Origin of the sequence: Arthrobacter koreensis, from assembly GCF_009193255.1 — a bacterium.
Lineage (GTDB): Bacteria > Actinomycetota > Actinomycetes > Actinomycetales > Micrococcaceae > Arthrobacter_B > Arthrobacter_B koreensis.
Genome location: NZ_WACG01000005.1, coordinates 303,552 through 320,297 on the forward strand (window position 1 = coordinate 303,552; position 16,746 = coordinate 320,297).

The 16,746-nt window shown below is 68.5% G+C and carries 18 protein-coding genes; 4 read left to right on the plus strand and 14 right to left on the minus strand.

From position 1 onward, the window contains the following. The first annotated feature begins 310 nt into the window (after window positions 1-310). A complete protein-coding gene (locus GD628_RS12100; protein WP_152274868.1) occupies window positions 311-1,240 on the plus strand; it encodes an EamA family transporter in 930 nt (309 codons plus the stop codon). On the opposite strand, the gene GD628_RS12105 is transcribed toward GD628_RS12100, so the two are convergent. From GD628_RS12105 to GD628_RS12120, 4 genes are all read right to left on the minus strand, one after another. Beyond that, window positions 1,203-2,099, minus strand: coding sequence for a DUF4352 domain-containing protein (locus GD628_RS12105; protein ID WP_226802515.1), 897 nt, complete (start codon window positions 2,097-2,099; stop codon window positions 1,203-1,205). The genes GD628_RS12100 and GD628_RS12105 overlap by 38 nt on opposite strands. Window positions 2,100-2,257: 158 nt before the next feature. After that, the gene (locus tag GD628_RS12110) at window positions 2,258-2,749 is read right to left on the minus strand and encodes a hypothetical protein (RefSeq protein WP_152274870.1); all 492 of its coding nucleotides are present in this window, start codon (window positions 2,747-2,749) and stop codon (window positions 2,258-2,260) included. A gap of 41 nt (window positions 2,750-2,790) precedes the next feature. Then, window positions 2,791-3,381 (minus strand): hypothetical protein, encoded by a 591-nt coding sequence (locus tag GD628_RS12115; RefSeq protein WP_152274871.1) that lies wholly within the window; start codon window positions 3,379-3,381, stop codon window positions 2,791-2,793. A 45-nt stretch (window positions 3,382-3,426) separates the two neighbouring features. Next, window positions 3,427-3,837 carry a RidA family protein gene (locus tag GD628_RS12120; RefSeq protein ID WP_152274872.1) on the minus strand — a complete coding sequence of 137 codons (411 nt, stop codon included), beginning with the start codon at window positions 3,835-3,837 and terminating at the stop codon, window positions 3,427-3,429. A gap of 94 nt (window positions 3,838-3,931) precedes the next feature. Here GD628_RS12120 and GD628_RS12125 point away from each other — a divergent pair, with 94 nt between their 5' ends. The 3 genes from GD628_RS12125 (at window position 3,932) to GD628_RS12135 (ending at window position 7,450) form a co-directional block, all read left to right on the plus strand. Then, window positions 3,932-4,537 (plus strand): TetR/AcrR family transcriptional regulator, encoded by a 606-nt coding sequence (locus tag GD628_RS12125; RefSeq protein WP_152274873.1) that lies wholly within the window; start codon window positions 3,932-3,934, stop codon window positions 4,535-4,537. 157 nt (window positions 4,538-4,694) lie between these two features. Next, window positions 4,695-5,741, plus strand: coding sequence for an agmatine deiminase family protein (locus tag GD628_RS12130; protein WP_226802516.1), 1,047 nt, complete (start codon window positions 4,695-4,697; stop codon window positions 5,739-5,741). Continuing rightward, window positions 5,741-7,450, plus strand: a complete 1,710-nt coding sequence (locus GD628_RS12135) for an amidase (protein WP_152274874.1) — start codon at window positions 5,741-5,743, stop codon at window positions 7,448-7,450. Before GD628_RS12130 ends, GD628_RS12135 begins: the two co-directional genes overlap by 1 nt. A gap of 975 nt (window positions 7,451-8,425) precedes the next feature. Here GD628_RS12135 and GD628_RS16740 read toward each other — a convergent pair. The 10 genes from GD628_RS16740 to GD628_RS12185 form a co-directional block, all read right to left on the minus strand. Then, window positions 8,426-8,857 carry a hypothetical protein gene (locus tag GD628_RS16740; RefSeq protein WP_226802517.1) on the minus strand — a complete coding sequence of 144 codons (432 nt, stop codon included), beginning with the start codon at window positions 8,855-8,857 and terminating at the stop codon, window positions 8,426-8,428. A 5-nt stretch (window positions 8,858-8,862) separates the two neighbouring features. Then, window positions 8,863-9,444 (minus strand): hypothetical protein, encoded by a 582-nt coding sequence (locus GD628_RS12145; protein ID WP_091607284.1) that lies wholly within the window; start codon window positions 9,442-9,444, stop codon window positions 8,863-8,865. Further along, window positions 9,395-10,387, minus strand: coding sequence for a hypothetical protein (locus tag GD628_RS12150; protein ID WP_152274875.1), 993 nt, complete (start codon window positions 10,385-10,387; stop codon window positions 9,395-9,397). The genes GD628_RS12145 and GD628_RS12150 overlap by 50 nt, the downstream gene beginning before the upstream one ends. After that, entirely contained in the window at window positions 10,384-10,884 is a 501-nt protein-coding gene (locus GD628_RS12155; protein ID WP_152274876.1) for a hypothetical protein, read from the minus strand. The genes GD628_RS12150 and GD628_RS12155 overlap by 4 nt, the downstream gene beginning before the upstream one ends. Before the next feature lie 150 nt (window positions 10,885-11,034). Continuing rightward, on the minus strand, window positions 11,035-11,646 hold the full coding sequence (locus tag GD628_RS12160) for a phosphatase PAP2 family protein (RefSeq protein ID WP_152274877.1): 612 nt from the start codon (window positions 11,644-11,646) through the stop codon (window positions 11,035-11,037). A 45-nt stretch (window positions 11,647-11,691) separates the two neighbouring features. Beyond that, entirely contained in the window at window positions 11,692-12,669 is a 978-nt protein-coding gene (locus GD628_RS12165) for a D-2-hydroxyacid dehydrogenase (protein WP_152274878.1), read from the minus strand. A 73-nt stretch (window positions 12,670-12,742) separates the two neighbouring features. Beyond that, window positions 12,743-13,546 (minus strand): ABC transporter ATP-binding protein, encoded by an 804-nt coding sequence (locus GD628_RS12170; protein WP_152274879.1) that lies wholly within the window; start codon window positions 13,544-13,546, stop codon window positions 12,743-12,745. Continuing rightward, window positions 13,543-14,628: a FecCD family ABC transporter permease gene (locus GD628_RS12175; protein ID WP_226802518.1), complete on the minus strand. Its 1,086-nt coding sequence runs from the start codon at window positions 14,626-14,628 to the stop codon at window positions 13,543-13,545. Before GD628_RS12175 ends, GD628_RS12170 begins: the two co-directional genes overlap by 4 nt. Next, window positions 14,625-15,713, minus strand: coding sequence for a FecCD family ABC transporter permease (locus GD628_RS12180; protein ID WP_420837573.1), 1,089 nt, complete (start codon window positions 15,711-15,713; stop codon window positions 14,625-14,627). Before GD628_RS12180 ends, GD628_RS12175 begins: the two co-directional genes overlap by 4 nt. After that, a complete protein-coding gene (locus GD628_RS12185) occupies window positions 15,710-16,732 on the minus strand; it encodes an iron-siderophore ABC transporter substrate-binding protein (RefSeq protein ID WP_152274880.1) in 1,023 nt (340 codons plus the stop codon). The genes GD628_RS12180 and GD628_RS12185 overlap by 4 nt, the downstream gene beginning before the upstream one ends. Between the last annotated feature and the right edge of the window lie 14 nt (window positions 16,733-16,746).

The following is a 16,746-nucleotide window of genomic DNA, read 5'->3' on the forward strand; positions in this document are numbered from 1 at the left end:
CGCGCACACGGCGGCGAGTACGGCGGCAACGCGCGTGGGCGGCCGGGGCGAGGGAAAGAACACGTGGAACCAGCTCCTTGGGACCTGCGGGAATGGGGATACTTAGGCAGCCTTTCCTGCTGCACCACAGGAGCGGAAGGCACCGAGCCCGTTTCGGCATCCAATCACCGCAATGTCACGTCCGGTTTGTCAGGCGTTCCCCCCATCGAGATGGCAGAAACTGCCCGAATAAAGGGCCATACGTGCAGTTTCTGCCATCTCGATGTGGGCAGCTCTGGACTTTACTAAGCGCTTAGATAATTATGGCTAAGTGCTTAGCAAAATAAACCTGCTCCTCCTGACCGCCCTTGCGCCTGCCGTCTGGGGCACCACCTATCTGGTGACCACCGAGTTGCTGCCGCCGGACCGGCCCCTGCTCGCCGCCGTCCTGCGTTCCCTGCCCGCCGGACTGGTACTGCTGCTCCTGCTCCGCCGCCTCCCTGCCGGCTCCTGGTGGTGGAAGTCCGCCGTGCTGGGGCTGCTCAACTTCGGTGCCTTCTTCGCGCTGCTGTTCATCGCCGCCTACCGCCTGCCGGGTGGCGTCGCGGCGATGGTCGGCGCCGTACAGCCGCTGCTGGTCGCAGTCCTGGCTGCGCGGGTACTCGGCGAGCGCCTGGGTCCGGTGAAACTCGGTGCCGGCATGGCGGGAATCGCCGGGGTGGGCCTGCTGGTCCTCTCCGCGGACGCCAGGCTCGACGCCGCCGGGGTGCTGGCGGCGTTGGGCGGGGCCGCTTCGATGGCAGCGGGCATCGTGCTGACCAAGCGCTGGCAGCCACCGGCCGGGCCGCTGACATCCACGGCGTGGCAGCTGGTGGCAGGAGGCGTGTTCCTAGTGCCGGTCATGCTCGCCGTCGAAGGGCCCGCCCTGCCCGCCTTCACCGGCGCAAACCTTGCCGGCTACCTCTACCTGGCGCTGGTGGGAACCGTACTGGCCTACTGGCTGTGGTTCCGCGGAATTGGCCGGCTGCCGGCGTCGGGCGTCAGTTTCCTGTCCCTGCTCAGCCCCGTAGTCGCTGCGGTGGCCGGCGCCGCCGTGCTGGGTGAAGCCTTCTCTCCCGGGCAGCTGGCCGGCCTCGCCCTCATTCTCGGAGCACTGGTGGCGTCCAATGCGTCGGCGCTTGATGTCGGTTCGCGCTGGGCGGGACGGGCACGACGCCGCGAAGTTACTCGGTCCGCCAGCTCGCCTCGGTCGGTTCGGTAAGTCCGAACGTCTCCTCGACCAGCACGCGCTGCCCGGGAAGCGCCGCGGCAGGAACGTCCATGCAGACCTCGTACTGGGCCGCGCCGCCGTTTTCGAGTGTCGGCACGGAGGTGCCGTCCAGGTCCAGGGTGGCGGTGCACGTCGACTCGTCATACTGGCGGCTGTCCGAACCCACGAACGCCGGCGTGAGGTCCAGCCAGGGGTCGCCCTCCTCGTTGCCGTTGTAGACGACGTCGAGGGTGAGCAGCACATACTGTCCCTGGGGTGCCTCGTTGAATTCATTGAAGCCCAGGATCGCGTCGGTCGCGTCAAGCTGGACGCTGGAAACCGTGACGGTGTAGTCGCCCACCTCCCCCGCTGTACCTACTGGGAGCAGTTCGGTGCTGGCCGACCCGGACGTGGAGGCGGAAGGACTGGACGTGGACGCGGAAGGACCGGACGTGGACGCGGAAGGACCGGCCGTGGACCGCGGTGCGTTTGTGGAGGAGGAGCTGTTGTTCACCTCGTCCTGCACTGCACTGAACAGCGCACCCCAGAACGCGGTGACCAGGATGGCGGCAAGCAGCGCGACGGCGGATACCACCACCGCGGCGATGGACAGCCCCTTGGCCGATGTCCGCTCGCGGACGGCGATCACCAGCGCTGCTATGCCCAGCCCCAGGCCGACAAGCGCCAGCACCAGCGCCACCCAGCTGATGATCGGAATCCAGAACAGGAAAAGCGCCACGATCCCCAGGATCAGTCCTGCCAGCGCCATGCCCCTGCCCTTGTTGGACTGCATCAGTCCCGGCGGAGGCGGATACCCCTGATACCCCTGCCCGCCATAGCCGTACATAGGATCGTTTGGCCCAGTACCCATGATCGCCTCGCTGAATTCGGACACCGCAGCTGGGGAACCCTGTTCCTGGCCCTCCCGGCAGCGGGTCGGTTTTTCGGGTCTTTCAACGGTAGGCGCGCCTGGCAGGCGCTACAAGGATGTGCGCTTTCCCCGCCACGTCCGCGCCGCATTCCCTGCATTCAGCGCGAGGCCGTCGCGCCGCTGGTGGGCGTCGCGGGAGCGAACGTCCCCGAGGTCCCGGTGGGCACAGACGACGACGCCGGTCCGCTGGGGCTGCCAGGCCCGGCGGATGACGACGGCGGGGCGGTGGCCGTACGGGTGGGCTCGGGCGAGGGAGTCACGGTGTTGCGCTCCATGGGCGTGAACAGTGACGCCCACATCACCGCGGCCAGGATGCTCAACACCAGCGCGGCGGCGGAAATGATGACTGCCGCAACGGAGAGTCCCTTCGCCGAGCTGCGGGCCCTCCCGGCGGCTACGAGTGCTCCGATCCCGAGGCCAAGCCCGATGATGGCGAGCGCCACCGCCAGAAGGTTGAGGGCGGGAAACCAGACCAGCAGCAGTGCGGCGATGCCGGCGATCAGGCCGGCGGCTGCCAGTCCCCGGCCGTCTTTCCGATTCGGCGGCGGATACCCCTGATAGCCCCGGGAGTCGTGCGGCTGGGAGCCCATAGTTGCCTCGCTGGTCCGGTCCCGGCAGGCAAGCCTGCGGGTCAGTGGTTTCGCGCTTCTCCCACGGTAGGTGCGCCAGGTGGACCCAGCAACACCGCGGACTCTTCCGTCCCGTCCCCTGCAAGCCTTTCCGCCTGTGCCCTCAGCTCGGATTCCAGCATCGACCCTGCCGCCGGTCCGGCCCGCGTCCGGAGCCTGCCCCGGAGCACCCGGGGACCGCCGTCGTCCGCCTCCGGAACCCGCTCCTCAGAAACCGGCGCGTCCGAAGCCCGCCCCTCCGGAACCCGCGGCGGGGGAAGACGAGCCTCGGGACCGGCACCCGACAGTTCTTCCCGCACCGCCGCCCCGATGAGCCGGAAGAGCTCCTGGTCCTCCCGGGTCGCCAGGGAGGAGCTCTTCAGGTCATTCAGCACGGCCAGCCCGGCCAGCGAACGGCGCGGATCGGCACTGAGTGACGCTTCGAGCGCCCACTGCGCCCGCACCCACCACTGAGCCCGGCGGTCAGCTTCAAGCTTCTGGCGGTAGGCAAAGTACGCCACCAGCGCCGTTGCCAGGATGCCCAGCGGACCCAGCACCGGTATCCACGTAATGGCCCAGTCCGTGACTGCCGGCCAGAATTCTCCCCAACCCATGCCCGGAGCCTAACCCCGGACACGGACAGTGAGGGAGGCCGGACCTCAGACCAGCACGGCCACTGCCTCGATCTCCACCAGCAGGCCGGGACCGGCCAGGGCTGCCACGCCAATGCCAGTGAACGGTGGAAGCGATTCGGTGATTCCGAGCTTTGCGATGGCGCGGTCACGGCCCTCCATGAACAGCGGGAAATCTTCGGGCTTGTAGTCCACCAGGTAGCAGGTCAGCTTTGCGACGTCGGCAAAAGTGGCACCGGCTGCTTCCAGGGCCGCGGCCAGGTTCAGGTACACCTGTTCCACCTGTGCGGCGAGGTCCCCCTCCCCCACGAGGTTGCCCGAGGAGTCCACCGCCACCTGGCCGGCGAGGAAGACCATCTTCGAGCCGGAGACAACGGCAACCTGGCGGTACAGCGGCACCTCGGGCAGGGCTTCCGGGTTCATCAGTGTCACGGGCATGGCGGGCTCCTTACGGGTTGATACCGCGGGGCAGGGCTGCCGAGCGGCGTACTGGAGTTAACATAGCATTGCTATGCCATGTAATCTTGACGGCATGGCACGCCCCACTGATCCGGCGGTTCGACGACGCCTCCTGGAACGCGCAGCACGCATGCTCCGCGACCGCGAACCCGTGACGCTCCGCTCCCTGGTCGCCGGCACGGGCGCCTCCACCATGGCCGTCTACACCCACTTCGGCAGCATGGAAGGAATGTGGCAGGCGCTGCGCCAGGAGGGGTTCACCGGGCTCGAGGACGCATTCGCGGGAATCCCCTCCACCGACGATCCGCTGCAGGATCTCACGGCCCTGGTGTGCGCCTACCTCCGGCACGGACTGGATCATCCGGACCTTTACCAGGTCATGTTCGACGCCAGCATCGAACTGGTGGACCTGCCCGCAGCCGATGCCACCCTGGATTACCTGGTCCGGGCCGCCGCGCGCGCCCGCGACGCCGGCCGCCTGCGCCCGGACACGGTAGCGCTCGACGTCGCCACCCAAAGCTGGGCTGTCGCCCACGGCCTGCTCTCCCTCGTGGCCGGCGGCCCGCTTCCCCGCGAAGACCTCCAGCACACCGTTCCAATCCTCAGCGCACTCTTCGCCGGCGCCGGGGACGATCCCGAGCGGGCGAGCCGGTCCGTCCGGGCAGGCTGGAGCCTCTAGGCCTGGAACCCCGCCGCGTTGCAACACCTGCGGCCAGCGACTCCTCCTCCACAGCCCGCCTAGCCAGCGGCGTGTTACTGACCGTTAACGGCGGTGAAACGTTCTTCGATGCCGCGGCCGCTACCCTGAGCTAAACGACCCGTAAGGACCCACCGATATGTCTTCGAGCATTACGTCCATGCCCGCCGAATGGGCACGCCACGAGCGCACCTGGATGGCGTTTCCGCCGTCGAACGAGACCTTTGGCGAGCCGGGCAGCAGCACACTGGACCGTGCGCGCGCTGCCTGGTCCGCCGTCGCGCGCACCATCGCCCGCTACGAGCCGGTCACGGTCCTGGCCGACCCGGCAGACCTGGACGCCGCCCGAGAATACCTCGGTGACGGCATCAAAGTCCTCGCCGCTGACCTGGACGATGCGTGGCTGCGGGACTCCGGGCCCACCTTCGTCCACACGGCGGAGGGTTCCGTGGCGGCCGTGGACTGGATCTTCAACGGCTGGGGTGCCCAGGACTGGGCGGCCTGGGATCAGGACCAGCACCTGGGCCGTTTTGTCGCAGCCCAGGCCGGTGCAGCGGTCCAAACCAGCGGGCTAATAAATGAAGGCGGCGGGTTCCATACCGACGGCGAGGGCACGGTGCTGCTCACCGAAACCGTGCAGCTGGATCCGGGCCGCAACCCCGGCGCCACCCGTGAATCCGTCGAAGCCGAAATCCACGCCCGGCTCGGCACTTCCAAGGCCATCTGGCTGCCGCGCGGCCTGACCCGCGACTACGACGAATTCGGCACCCGCGGCCACGTGGACATCGTTGCGTGCTTTGCCTCCCCGGGCACGGTTCTGCTGCACCGGCAGGACAACCCGGCGCACCCGGACCACGGGGTCATGCAGGAAATCCGCGCCGTCCTCGAAGCCGCAACGGACGCCCGCGGTCGGAAACTGGAGCTCATTGACGTTCCCGCCCCCACGGTTATCGATGCCGGGGACGGGTTCGTGGACTACTCCTACATCAACCACTACGTCGCCAATGGGGCGGTGATCCTCTGCGGGTTCAATGACGCGAACGACGCCGCCGCCGCGGACATCCTGTCCCGCGCCTACCCGGGCCGCGCCATCGAACTCGTGGATGCACGGGACATCTTCGAATTCGGCGGCGGCATCCACTGCATTACCCAGCAGCAGCCGGCTCCCCGGACCGCGGGCGCCTGATGTTCGACGTCGTTGAAGCCGGCATTGCCGAACTGCGGGATGCGCTGGAGTCCGGGAAAACCAACAGCGAGGAACTGGTCACTGCCTACCTGGCGCGAATCGAGGCCTATGACCGGTCCGGGCCGCGGCTGAACTCGGTCATCGTGGAGAATCCCGGGGTGTTCGAGGAGGCCCGCGCCTCCGATGCCCGGCGTGCCCGCGGAGAGACCTTGGGCCCGCTGGACGGTATTCCGTATACGGCGAAGAACAGTTTCAAGGTCCGGGGGCTGACCGTCGCCGCCGGCTCCCCCGCCTTTGCGGACCTGGTGGCGCAGCAGGATGCCTTCACCATCGGGCGGCTCCGCGATGCTGGGGCTGTGCTGATCGGCCTGACGAACATGCCGCCCATGGCCAACGGCGGCATGCAGCGCGGGGTCTACGGCCGCGCGGAAAGTCCGTACAACGCGGCGTACCTGACGTCGGCGTTCGCGTCCGGGTCCTCCAACGGGTCCGGGACGGCGACGGCGGCCAGCTTCGCCGCATTCGGGCTCGGCGAGGAGAGCTGGTCTTCCGGCCGGGCACCGGCGTCGTGCAATGCGCTCTGCGCCTACACGCCCTCCCGCGGCGTCATCTCCATCCGCGGCAACTGGCCGCTGGTACCCACCATGGACGTGGTGGTTCCGCATACCCGCACCATGGCGGACCTGCTGGAGGTCCTGGACGTCATTGTGGCGGACGACGCCGAGACGCGCGGCGATTTCTGGCGCGCCCAGCCGTGGGTGAAGGTGCCTGCAGCGTCCGACGTGCGTCCGCCGTCGTACCCGTCCCTGGCCGTGGGCACCGCCGCCGCGCGCGGAGTCCTGTCCGGAAAGCGCTTCGGCGTGCCGAAGATGTACATCAATGAGGACCCCGACGCCGGAACGGCGGACTCCCCCGGCATCGGCGGGCCGACCGGCCAGCGGATCGAAACCCGGGACACCGTGATCGAGCTGTGGCGGGCTGCCCGCCGTGATCTGGGAGCTGCCGGTGCCGAGGTGGTGGAGGTGGACTTCCCGGTGGTCTCCAACTACGAGGGTGACCGGCCCGGCACTCCGACCGTCGCCACCCGCGGGCTGGTCAGCCCGGAGTTCCTGCACCGGGAAATCGTGGACCTGTCTGCGTGGGCGTGGGGGGACTTCCTGGCGGCCAACGGGGATCCGAAGCTGATGTCACTGGCCGACGTCGACGCCGCCGCCATCTTCCCGCATCCCGAGGGTGCGCTGCCGGACCGGTACACCGGGTTCGACGACGACATCGCCATGTACCCGCAGCATGTGCGGGAACATCCGGTGGAGTCCTTCACGGACATTCCACATCTGGCGGGCGGCGTGCGCGGGCTGGAGGAAACCCGGCGGATCGACCTGGAAGTGTGGATGGATTCGCTGGGACTGGATGCCGTGGTGTTCCCTGCCGTGGCGGACATTGGCCCAGCTGACGCCGATGTGAACCCGGAGTCTGCTGATCTTGCCTGGCGCAACGGCGTCTGGGTGGCCAACGGCAACCTCGTGCCGAGGCATCTTGGCATCCCAACGGTCACCGTGCCGATGGGCACCCTGCCGGATATCGGTATGCCGGTGGGGCTGACCTTCGCCGGGCGCGGCTGGGATGACAACGCGCTGCTCCGGTTTGGTGCTGCGTTTGAGGCAACCGGTTCCCGACGCACCGAGCCTCCCCGGACGCCTCGGCTGTAGGTGGCGGGCGCGGGGCGGAAGGTCCTTTTGGTCCCGTTCGGCCCAGGACCTGGGTGGTCTCCTGAGCGGAGGTGCCCGGTCGGGTAGGCGGGGGGGGGCGGGTGCCGGGCGGGCTGGGGGTCGAGCAGGCCGGGGCCGGCCGGGCGCGACCGGGATTCCCACCCGCTGTGAAACCTGCTTCCTTCTGGGACCACACCCGACTCACCAGCAACGAAGGGTGGGAACGCCTGCACGACCGAGCGGCGGACGGCCCGTTTTGTCCCGTTCGCCCCAGGTCCCGGGTGGACTCTGAACGGAGGTGCCCGCCCGGCCTGGCAAGCCGGCTACCGAGCAGGACGGGGCCGGCCGGGCGCGACCGGGATTCCCACCCGCCGTGAAACCTGCTCCCTCCTGGGACCACACCCGACTCACCAGCAACGAAGGGTGGGAACGCCTGCACGGCCCAGCGGCGGACGGCCCGTTTTGTCCCGTTCGCCCCAGGACCCGGGTGGACTCTGAACGGAGGTGCCTGCCCGGCCGAAGCACGCACGGCCGGGGCAGCGCGGAGATTCCCACCCGCCGTGAAACCTGCCTCCTCCTGAGGTCACACCTGCCTCGCCAGTAACGAAGGACGGGCACGTCGGGACCCGCAAACCCAAACCGCCACAACCCCGGAGACAGCAAAAGCCAGCGAATCGACTTCGCTGGCTTTCACCCGCAATCTCCGCTGCACCCCCACAGGCAGCGGATGTTGCCTAACCGTCCGGGCGTAGCTTCACCGGACGCGTCCCAAGAAGGCGGACGGGGTGCGCGGCTTACGGGACTCAGCCCCAAGCCAGGGCTGCAGGCGTGATCCCCCAATCACATAATGCCTGCGGCTTCACCGTTCGGTGAGCGCATTCCCCGTCCGTCATTCTCGGTTTCACTCATGTTTCACACATGTGTGAGACATGAGTGAAACCATAGCAGCGCACCGCAGGACGGTCAAAAACGGCTCTAGTCGGTTTCGTCGAGGATCTTGGCGATGGCACGCAGCGCCTCGGGGTCCACCGGACCCAGGGCCCGGGCCGCGAAGTTGCGGACCTCGGCCCGGCGCAGGCTGCGGATCAGCTCGAGTTCGGCTTCCACCCGCTCGGGCAGCTTTCCGCCCTCCTGGAGCAGGTACTCGGGATCGACGTCGAACACTGCGGCAATGGCTCGCAGGGCCTCCTCCGGCACCACCTGTTCCTTGCCGGATTTCAGCAGCGACCACCGGGTCCGGGACAGGTAATAACCGGCTTTCTGGGCGCCATCGCGGATCGCGGGGTAATCGTAGGGTTTGCCGGATTCGGACATGATCACGTCCAGGAGCAGGTTGATCTTCCGGGCGAGCGTTTCCGCGCGCCGCAGTCCCGCCGCCCGCTCGGGGGGAAGATCCAGATTCTCCACTTAGTTCAGCTCCATGTCATAGCTATGAGGAAACAGCAGAAAGTGGCCGTTCCCAGTGCGGCGCCCGAAAAAGCCTCCGGCCACGTGTGCTCACGAAGAGAGACCCTGCTGAACATCATCAACGGCGATAATATCAACAGCCATGCCCACGCTCCCCCGAATATCGCCATAATCCACAGCGCGCCGAAGGTTACAACGGACACATGGGCGGACACGTTGAGCCAGCGGCGGAAGAACACCAGGCCGGCGTTTCCCACGAAGAGCGCCGCCACGGTCAGCGGAACCGGGAATCCCAGCGGCAGCAGGAAACAGGCGACGGCGCCGGCGAACGTGAACCCGGCCAGGAGCTGGATCCGCAGCCGGTCTGGAAATCCCCGCCGCTGGAAAGGCCGCTTCGCCAGCTTGTAGAGCAGGCCCGGCACACCGATGATCGCCGCCAGCAGCACGCCGGCGCCGAGCAGGCCCAGCCCGGCCTCGAGCCCGGCCAGGAGCACCAGGACAGCCAGCACCAGGGCCGGCGGCAGGACCCGGGAGAGGCTAGCGGCCAGCGCCAGCCGGGCGCTGGAGCGGTGAACCGTTGTGCTCAATGCGTGTGCCTATCTCGTCAATAATTGTGGTTTCCTGCGGGGAGAGCAGCGTGGGATCCAGGACCCGGACGTCGCCAATGAAGATGAACCACCGGTACAACTGGTCCTTGGACGGACGGTCTCCCAGGAAAATCTGCGCGGCTCCAATGGAGCTGCGTCCCTGCGGCGTCTGCACCAGCCGGGCAACGATGGGCCGCAGCGCCGCAATGTCCTGCGCGCGCTGGCCGCGGACCCGGAAGGTTGCCTTGATCCGTTCCGAGGAAGGAAGGATGAAGCCTACGGCGAAGCTCATAATCATCAAAGCCAGCAGCACCTGGTAGGCCACGGCCTGGGGTCCGCCGGAATCGGTGATGCCGTTCAGTTCCATGCCTATCTGGATCATTTTAAGGACTGCGGCCGCCACGCCGGTAAAGCAGCCCAGCCCCAGCACATCGAAGCCGATCCGGAACGCCCGGGATTCCCCGCGGCGGTTCCGGCGCATCATCTCAACGGCGGTGTACCCGCAGATCATGGCGAACCACGCGAAGAACATGGCCTGGTACCAGGCAATGGTGGGGATATTGCCGAAGGTATCCGTGAAACTCGCGGCGGACCCCCGGGTGTCGGACACCGCGAGCAGCACGATCTGCGCTGCCCCGAGGACAAGCCCGACGGCGAGCAGCACCTTCACCCGCCGGCCCCGCCCGGTGACCTGCAGCAGCAGGCGGCTCAGGTCCGTCATGCCGGCACCCACCAGCAGGTGGATCACCAGGTTCAGCACGTTCCGGCCACCCAGTGCCTGGTCAACAGCCAGGTACACCGGGTCGATGTTCAGGGTTCCCGCGACCGCCACAGCGCTTACGGCGGGAAGCACCCCCGCCTTCCACCCGTACCGCAGTCCGAGCAGCCGGATGGCCACCACGGCCCACAGCACGAGGACGGGCGCAACCTGCAGGTACGTCATATAAACGTCCGCTCAAAGTCGCTGGAACTGCCGCGGTCTCCCAGCAGCGAGAGGGATAGCAGGTAGGCCACGTGCTCCGCAGCGCGTTCGGTCTCGTTCCAGTCCAGGGACCGGGCCAGCATGGTCTTGATGCCCCGGCGGCTGCCGACGTGCGCGAAGACGGACGGGGTTGCGGTTTCCACTCCCCCGCAGCTCTGGTGCTGCAGCAGGATGTGGCCGAACTCGTGGCACGCTGCATGGGTGCGGTGAAGGCGGTTGTCCCCGGCGGGCAGCAGGATGATGGACTTCTTTTCCTTTTCGATCCACAGGCCGGTGACAGCGGGAATGATTCCGTGGTCTATATCGTGCAGTTCAATGGGTTTGCCGTGGGCTGTGGACACGGCGGCCAGCAGGTCCTCGAAGCTGACGTGCTCGGCCAGATTCAGCGCCTCCACTACGGCCCTGGAAGCCGCGCGTTCCCGTGCACTGCCCGCTGACTTGGTAAAACGCAGTGCCATGAATTCCCCGTCCTTGTCCCACACCTGCAGCCGTGCCCCGAATGACCGGCACGGACCCTGCGACTTTATCCCACATCAGGAGCCCGACGCCGATGCCCCGGTGTCGGCGAAGGTGTCGGAGAAGGTGTCGGGAAAGCGGCGGGGGCAAGGTCAGGGCAGCAGCAGGGCGGCGGCGAAGGCAACACAGCCGGCCAGATGACCGGCGAGCACCTGGGTGGGAGTGTGGTCGCCGAGCTTGATCCGGGACCAGCCGGTTGCCGAGGCCAGCATCAGTACCAGCGCGGGCCCGAACACCGGGACGGGTGCCAGCAGGGCCAGGCCCACGTAGGCCGCGACGGCGGAATGAACCGAGAGTTTCCACGCCAGGTTCGCTGCCATGCAGATCATCAGCCCAATGAAGACGCCGCCAATCTCACCGAAGAGGCCGGCCGGGGCCTCCAGCAGGAGCAGGACAAGCGCTCCCACGCCCAGGGACACCGCCGACGCCGCCAGGATCGGGGCACGCTGCGAGCGCACCCCCACGTGGTGGTCGGTGACGGATCCGCGGCCCTTGAGCCAGAGAACGAGGCAGAACGGCAGGCCCACGGTAAAGACAGCCGCCGTGATGACCTGCAGCCAGGTCACGTCCGGGCTGAGCAGCGGCTGCAGCAGCAGGAGGATTCCCACCAGCACGGCAGGGGCCGTGGTTTCGGTGACGATGCGCGCCAGCCGGAAGGACAGCTGCGCGGACTGGCCGGCTGAGGCCTGCTGGGTTTCTGCCATCCGTCGATTCTACGGGGGACGCGTTCCGTCCCGGCGGTGGCCGGGTTACCGTCCCGCGGGGGCGGCCACGAATCCCAGCTGCTTGTCCACGACGTTCTCCAGCGGCTCCCCCGCCAGGTACGCCCGCAGGTTCGCTTCGAACTGCGCAGCCATTGCCGGCAGGTGCGAACGGGAGTCCCCGGACAGGTGCGGAGTGATGAGCACATTCTCCAGCCCCCACAGCGGGCTGGACTGGGGCAGCGGCTCGGGGCTGGTGACGTCCAGCACAGCCCCGCGGATGCGGCCGTCCCGCAGCATCCCCTCCAGGGCGCACTGCACCACCAGCTCACCGCGGCCCATGTTCACCAGGACGGCGGAGGATTTCATGGCGGCCAGGACGTCGGCGTTGAGCATGCCGCGGGTGTCCTCGGTCAGCGGCGCGACGAGCACAACCCAGTCATAGTTCCCGGCCACAGCGGCGAAGTCCGCGCTGGCGTGCACTGCACCAAAGTCCGCATCGCCGTCGCGCACGGTGCGTCCCAGCCCGTCCGCTTCAATGCCGACGGCGCGCAGCAGGCGGGCGGTCGTCCGTCCAATGCTTCCGGTTCCGGCGACCAGCGCCCGGGTCCCGGCCAGGTTGGAGGTGCCGAAGTGCTGCCAGCGGCGCTCCGCCTGGTTCAGGCGCGCCTGCGGGAAGTTCTTGGCGAAGTACAGGATCCCGGCCAGGGCATACTCAGCCATGGCGGCGTCGAAAATGCCGCGGGCGTTCGTGACGGTGACGTTGGAGGCGGCGAGTTCGGGGAACAGGAGCCGGTCCACACCGGCGGCGGGCAGGTGCACCCAGTTCAGGGCATCGGCGCTCTCCCAGCCCTGCTGGAGCCCGTCCGCAAAGTAGTTCCACAGGTACACAATCTCCGTGCCAGGCAGTGCGGCGGCCAGCTCATCGGCGTCGGCGGCCAGCCGCACGTCGGCGAGCTCCCGCAGGGTGTCGAGTCCCGTGACTTCGCGGTTGCCGGTGAGGATGGTCAGCACTGGTTTAGCCATGCGCTCAGGCTAGGCGATTGGCGCCGTCCGTCCTGCATCCGTTACGGCAGTGCCGCTTCCCGGTGAGACCGGTTCAGGCAAGGACGTGGTGCCGGCCCAGCGGCAGGACCAGCGGCTTTCCGGAGGCCGGGTCGGTGATGACCCGGTTTTCCAGCCCGTAGACCGCGCGCACTGTGTCTTCGGTGAGCACGTCGGCGGGTGTGCCGGCGGCGAGGATTTTCCCATCCGCCATGGCCACCAGGTGGTCCGCGTAGCGGCCGGCCAGGTTGAGGTCGTGGAGCACCATGACAATCGTGGTGCCGCGGCTGCGGTTCAGGTCGGTGAGCAGGTCCAGGACTTCCACCTGGTGGCTGACGTCCAGGAATGTGGTGGGTTCATCGAGCAGCAGCAGGTCCGTCTGCTGGGCCAGGGCCATGGCGATCCAGACGCGCTGGCGCTGTCCGCCGGAGAGCTCGTCCACGGAGCGCTCGGCCAGCCCCGCCGTTTCGGTGGCGTCCAGCGCGGCGGCGACGGCGGCGTCGTCGTCCGCGTTCCACCGGGCCAGCAGCCGCTGGTGCGGGTGCCGTCCGCGGCCCACCAGGTCCGCAACCGTGATGCCTTCCGGCGCCACCGGGGACTGCGGCAGCAGGCCCAGGGTGCGGGCCAGCTGCTTGGGCGGCATCCGGTGCACCTCTTTGCCGTCCAGCAGTACGTGCCCCTTTTTCGGGGCGAGCAGCCGGGACATGGAGCGCAGCAGCGTGGACTTGCCGCAGGCGTTGGCGCCGATGACAGCGGTGACCTGCCCGGGCGGCACCAGCAGGTCCAGGGACTCGATTACCGTGCGGTCTCCGTAGCCGAGAGTGAGGCCTTCGACGGCGAGGGTGTGGGCAGCGGTCACAGTGAGGCTCCTGCGCGGTTGACGCGGACAATGAGGTAAACGAGGTAGGGGGCGCCGAGCACGCCGGTCACCACTCCCACCGGGAAGCGCGTGCCGAAGGCGTACTGGCCGCAGAAGTCGGCCACGAGCACCAGCAGTGCTCCCACCAGGGCGGCGGGGACCAGCAGCGACGGGCCGGGGCCCACCAGCCGGGCGGCGATCGGCCCGGCGAGGAAGGCGACGAACGCGATGGGTCCGGTGGCCGCCGTCGCGAAGGAGATCAGCAGCACCGCGGCAACAATGATGACCAGCCGGGTGCGGCCCACGCGCACGCCCAGGGCGGAGGCTGTGTCATCGCCCAGCCGGGTGGCGCCGAGGTTGCGGGCCTGGCTGAGCAGCACCGGACCGCAGATGAGCAGGGCTGCAAGGACGGGCAGGGCCTGGTTCCAGGAGGCGCCGTTGAGGCTGCCGGTGAGCCAGCGCATGGCTTCCTGCAGTTCCCAGTCGGGCGCCTGGTTCAGGATGTACGCGGTGACGGATTCGAGCATCGCGGCGATGCCGATGCCCACCAGGATCAGCCGGGTATCCGCCACGCCCGCTTTATAGGACAGGGCATACACCACCAGCGCGACGGCAAGCCCCGCGGTGATCGCGAACAGAGACACCGAGGCGCCGCCCAGGCCCAGCCCCACGATCGCGAAGGCCGCACCCGCCCCGGCGCCGGAGCTGATGCCAATGATGTCCGGGCTGGCCAGCGGGTTGCGCAGCATGGTCTGGAAGGCGACGCCGGCCAGGCCGAAGCTGGCCCCGGCAAGCACGGCCAGTGCTGCGCGGGGCAGGCGCAGGCGGCCGACGGCGAAGGAGGCGCCGGGCACGTCCTCACCGAAGACCACGCGCAGTACGTCTCCGAGCGGATAGAAGGTACGGCCGGCCATCACGCTGAGCGCGAAGACCGCCAGGATCAGGAGGGCCAGGACCGTGACGACGGTGCGCAGGCGGACGCCGCGGTTACGGCGTCCGCGCACGACGGCGGCGATGGTCGTACTGCTGCCTGTTTCCAGATCAGGGGCTGTGTCCGCGGCTGGAGAGGAGGGAACGTTCACAGGGCTCGGACTTTCTGCCGGCGGACAATCCAGATGAAGAAGGGGGCGCCGATGAGCGCGGTGATGATGCCGACGTCGATCTCCGCCGGGCGGGCGACGACCCGGCCCAGCACATCCGCGGCCGTGACGAGCGCCGCTCCGGCGACGGCGGAGAAGGGCAGCAGCCAGCGGTGGTCCACCCCGGTGAGCAGCCGGCAGGCGTGCGGCACCATGAGGCCAACGAAGGCAATCGGTCCGGTGACGGCGGTGGACGCGCCGCAGAGCAGCACGGCTCCCAGGGCGGCGGTGCCGCGGGCCAGCGCCACGCGTTCGCCCAGGCCGGCGGCCAGTTCGTCACCGAGGGCCAGGGAGTTCAGCGAGCGGGCCGTGACCAGGCAGACCAGGAATCCGACGGCGAGGAAGGGCAGCACCTGCCCGATTGCGTCGAAGGATCCGCCGCCCACGCCGCCAATCTGCCAGGACCGCACTCCCCCGGCGAGGTCATTCCGCGGGAGCACCACGGCGGAGATGAAGGAGGCCAGGGCCGCGGAGATCGCGGTGCCCGCCAGCGCGAGTTTCAGCGGGGTGGCGCCGCCGCGGCCCAGCGAGCCCACGGCGTAGACAAACAGCGCGGTGATGCCGGCGCCGAGGATCGCGGCCCAGACGAAGCTGTTGGCCGCGGTCAGGCCGAAGAACGCCATGCCCACCACCACGGCGAGGGAGGCGCCCATGTTCACGCCCAGGATGCCCGGGTCCGCCAGCGGGTTGCGGGTGACGCCCTGCATCACCGCTCCGGCCACGCCCAGCGCGGCACCGGCCAGCACGGCCAGCAGCGTGCGCGGAATCCGCTTGGCCACGGCGGCTTCGCTGAAGCCGTCCGCCGAGCCGCCCAGTGCGGCAAGAATGTCCGCCCACTCGACGTCGCGCGCCCCCACCGTCACGGAGGCCAGCATCAGCAGCCCCAGGATTACGACGGCGGCGGCGAGCCAGAGGGCGCGCAGCCGCCCCGGGCGCCGCGCCGCAGGCCCGGAGGTGAGGGACTCCGGGGAATCCTTTCCGGGTGCGGGTGCAGCGGCCGGGGCGGCTGAGCGGGACGGGGGTGTCACTTGGCGGCGTCTGCTGCTTCTGCGAGCACCGTCAGGTAATCGTCCAGGACCCAGCTGATGGCCAGCGGGGTGGGGTTGGCTGCGGTGCCCAGCGGGTTGTCGCCGGGCAGGGTGACAATCGCGCCGTTGGCAACGGCGGGGATCTGGGAGAGCAGCGGATCCGACTCGAGGGCGGTGATCAGTTCTTCGCCGCCGTAGGTGACGATGATGTCCACGTCGCTGAAGGCATCGGCCTGCTCGGCGCTCTGGGTAAGGGAGAACTTCTCGGTTTCGGCGGAGGCCTTGGCGATGCTGTCTGCCACGCTCATGCCCAGGTCTTCGAAGAAGAGGGTGCGCGGGTCGTGCGTGGTGTAGAAGCTGACTTCGCTGAGGTCCGTGGTGTCCACGTGGGTCATGAACATGGCGGACTTGCCGGCCAGGGACGGGAACTTGGCGGCGGCGTCGGTCATTTCCTGTTCCAGGTCAGCGACCAGCTGCTCGCCTTCCTCGGCGAGGCCCAGAGCGGTGGAGTTGTACTCGATCATTTCGCGCCAGGAGGTGCCCCAGGCGGTTTCCGGGTAGGCGACCACGGGGGCGATTTCGCTCAGGGTGTCGTAGTCCTCCTGGGTCAGGCCGGAGTAGGCGGCCAGGATGACGTCCGGCTGGGTGTCGGCGACGGCTTCGAAGTCGATGCCGTCGTTCTCGTCGAAGAGCACCGGTGTTTCGCCGCCGAGTTCCTCGAGCTTTTCCTCGACCCACGGGAGGATGCCGTCGCCGTCGTCGTCGCCGAAGTTCGCGGCGGCCATGCCCACGGGCACAATGCCCAGGGCCAGCGGTACTTCCTGGTTGGCCCAGTTGACGGTGGCGACGCGCTCGGGCTTCTCGTCAATGACGGTGGTGCCGAGGGCGTGTTCGATGGTGACGGTTTCCCAGTCGCCTTCGGGTGCGGCCTGGCTTTCCGCCGGAGTGGAGGCGCAGGCGGCGAGGGATGCGGTGAGCAGGGCGGCGGCTGAGAGCGCAGCGAGTTTGGAGGAGCGCAAGAGTCGTTTCCTTT

What these genes read in the sequence shown, in the direction of transcription:
- GD628_RS12105 (WP_226802515.1), bottom strand. Translation starts at nt 2,099, where the DNA reads ATGGGTACTGGGCCAAACGATCCTATGTACGGCTATGGCGGGCAGGGG.
- GD628_RS12110 (WP_152274870.1), bottom strand. Translation starts at nt 2,749, where the DNA reads ATGGGCTCCCAGCCGCACGACTCCCGGGGCTATCAGGGGTATCCGCCG.
- GD628_RS12115 (WP_152274871.1), bottom strand. Translation starts at nt 3,381, where the DNA reads ATGGGTTGGGGAGAATTCTGGCCGGCAGTCACGGACTGGGCCATTACG.
- GD628_RS12120 (WP_152274872.1), bottom strand. Translation starts at nt 3,837, where the DNA reads ATGCCCGTGACACTGATGAACCCGGAAGCCCTGCCCGAGGTGCCGCTG.
- GD628_RS12125 (WP_152274873.1), top strand. Translation starts at nt 3,932, where the DNA reads ATGGCACGCCCCACTGATCCGGCGGTTCGACGACGCCTCCTGGAACGC.
- GD628_RS12130 (WP_226802516.1), top strand. Translation starts at nt 4,695, where the DNA reads ATGTCTTCGAGCATTACGTCCATGCCCGCCGAATGGGCACGCCACGAG.
- GD628_RS12135 (WP_152274874.1), top strand. Translation starts at nt 5,741, where the DNA reads ATGTTCGACGTCGTTGAAGCCGGCATTGCCGAACTGCGGGATGCGCTG.
- GD628_RS12150 (WP_152274875.1), bottom strand. Translation starts at nt 10,387, where the DNA reads ATGACGTACCTGCAGGTTGCGCCCGTCCTCGTGCTGTGGGCCGTGGTG.
- GD628_RS12155 (WP_152274876.1), bottom strand. Translation starts at nt 10,884, where the DNA reads ATGGCACTGCGTTTTACCAAGTCAGCGGGCAGTGCACGGGAACGCGCG.
- GD628_RS12160 (WP_152274877.1), bottom strand. Translation starts at nt 11,646, where the DNA reads ATGGCAGAAACCCAGCAGGCCTCAGCCGGCCAGTCCGCGCAGCTGTCC.
- GD628_RS12165 (WP_152274878.1), bottom strand. Translation starts at nt 12,669, where the DNA reads ATGGCTAAACCAGTGCTGACCATCCTCACCGGCAACCGCGAAGTCACG.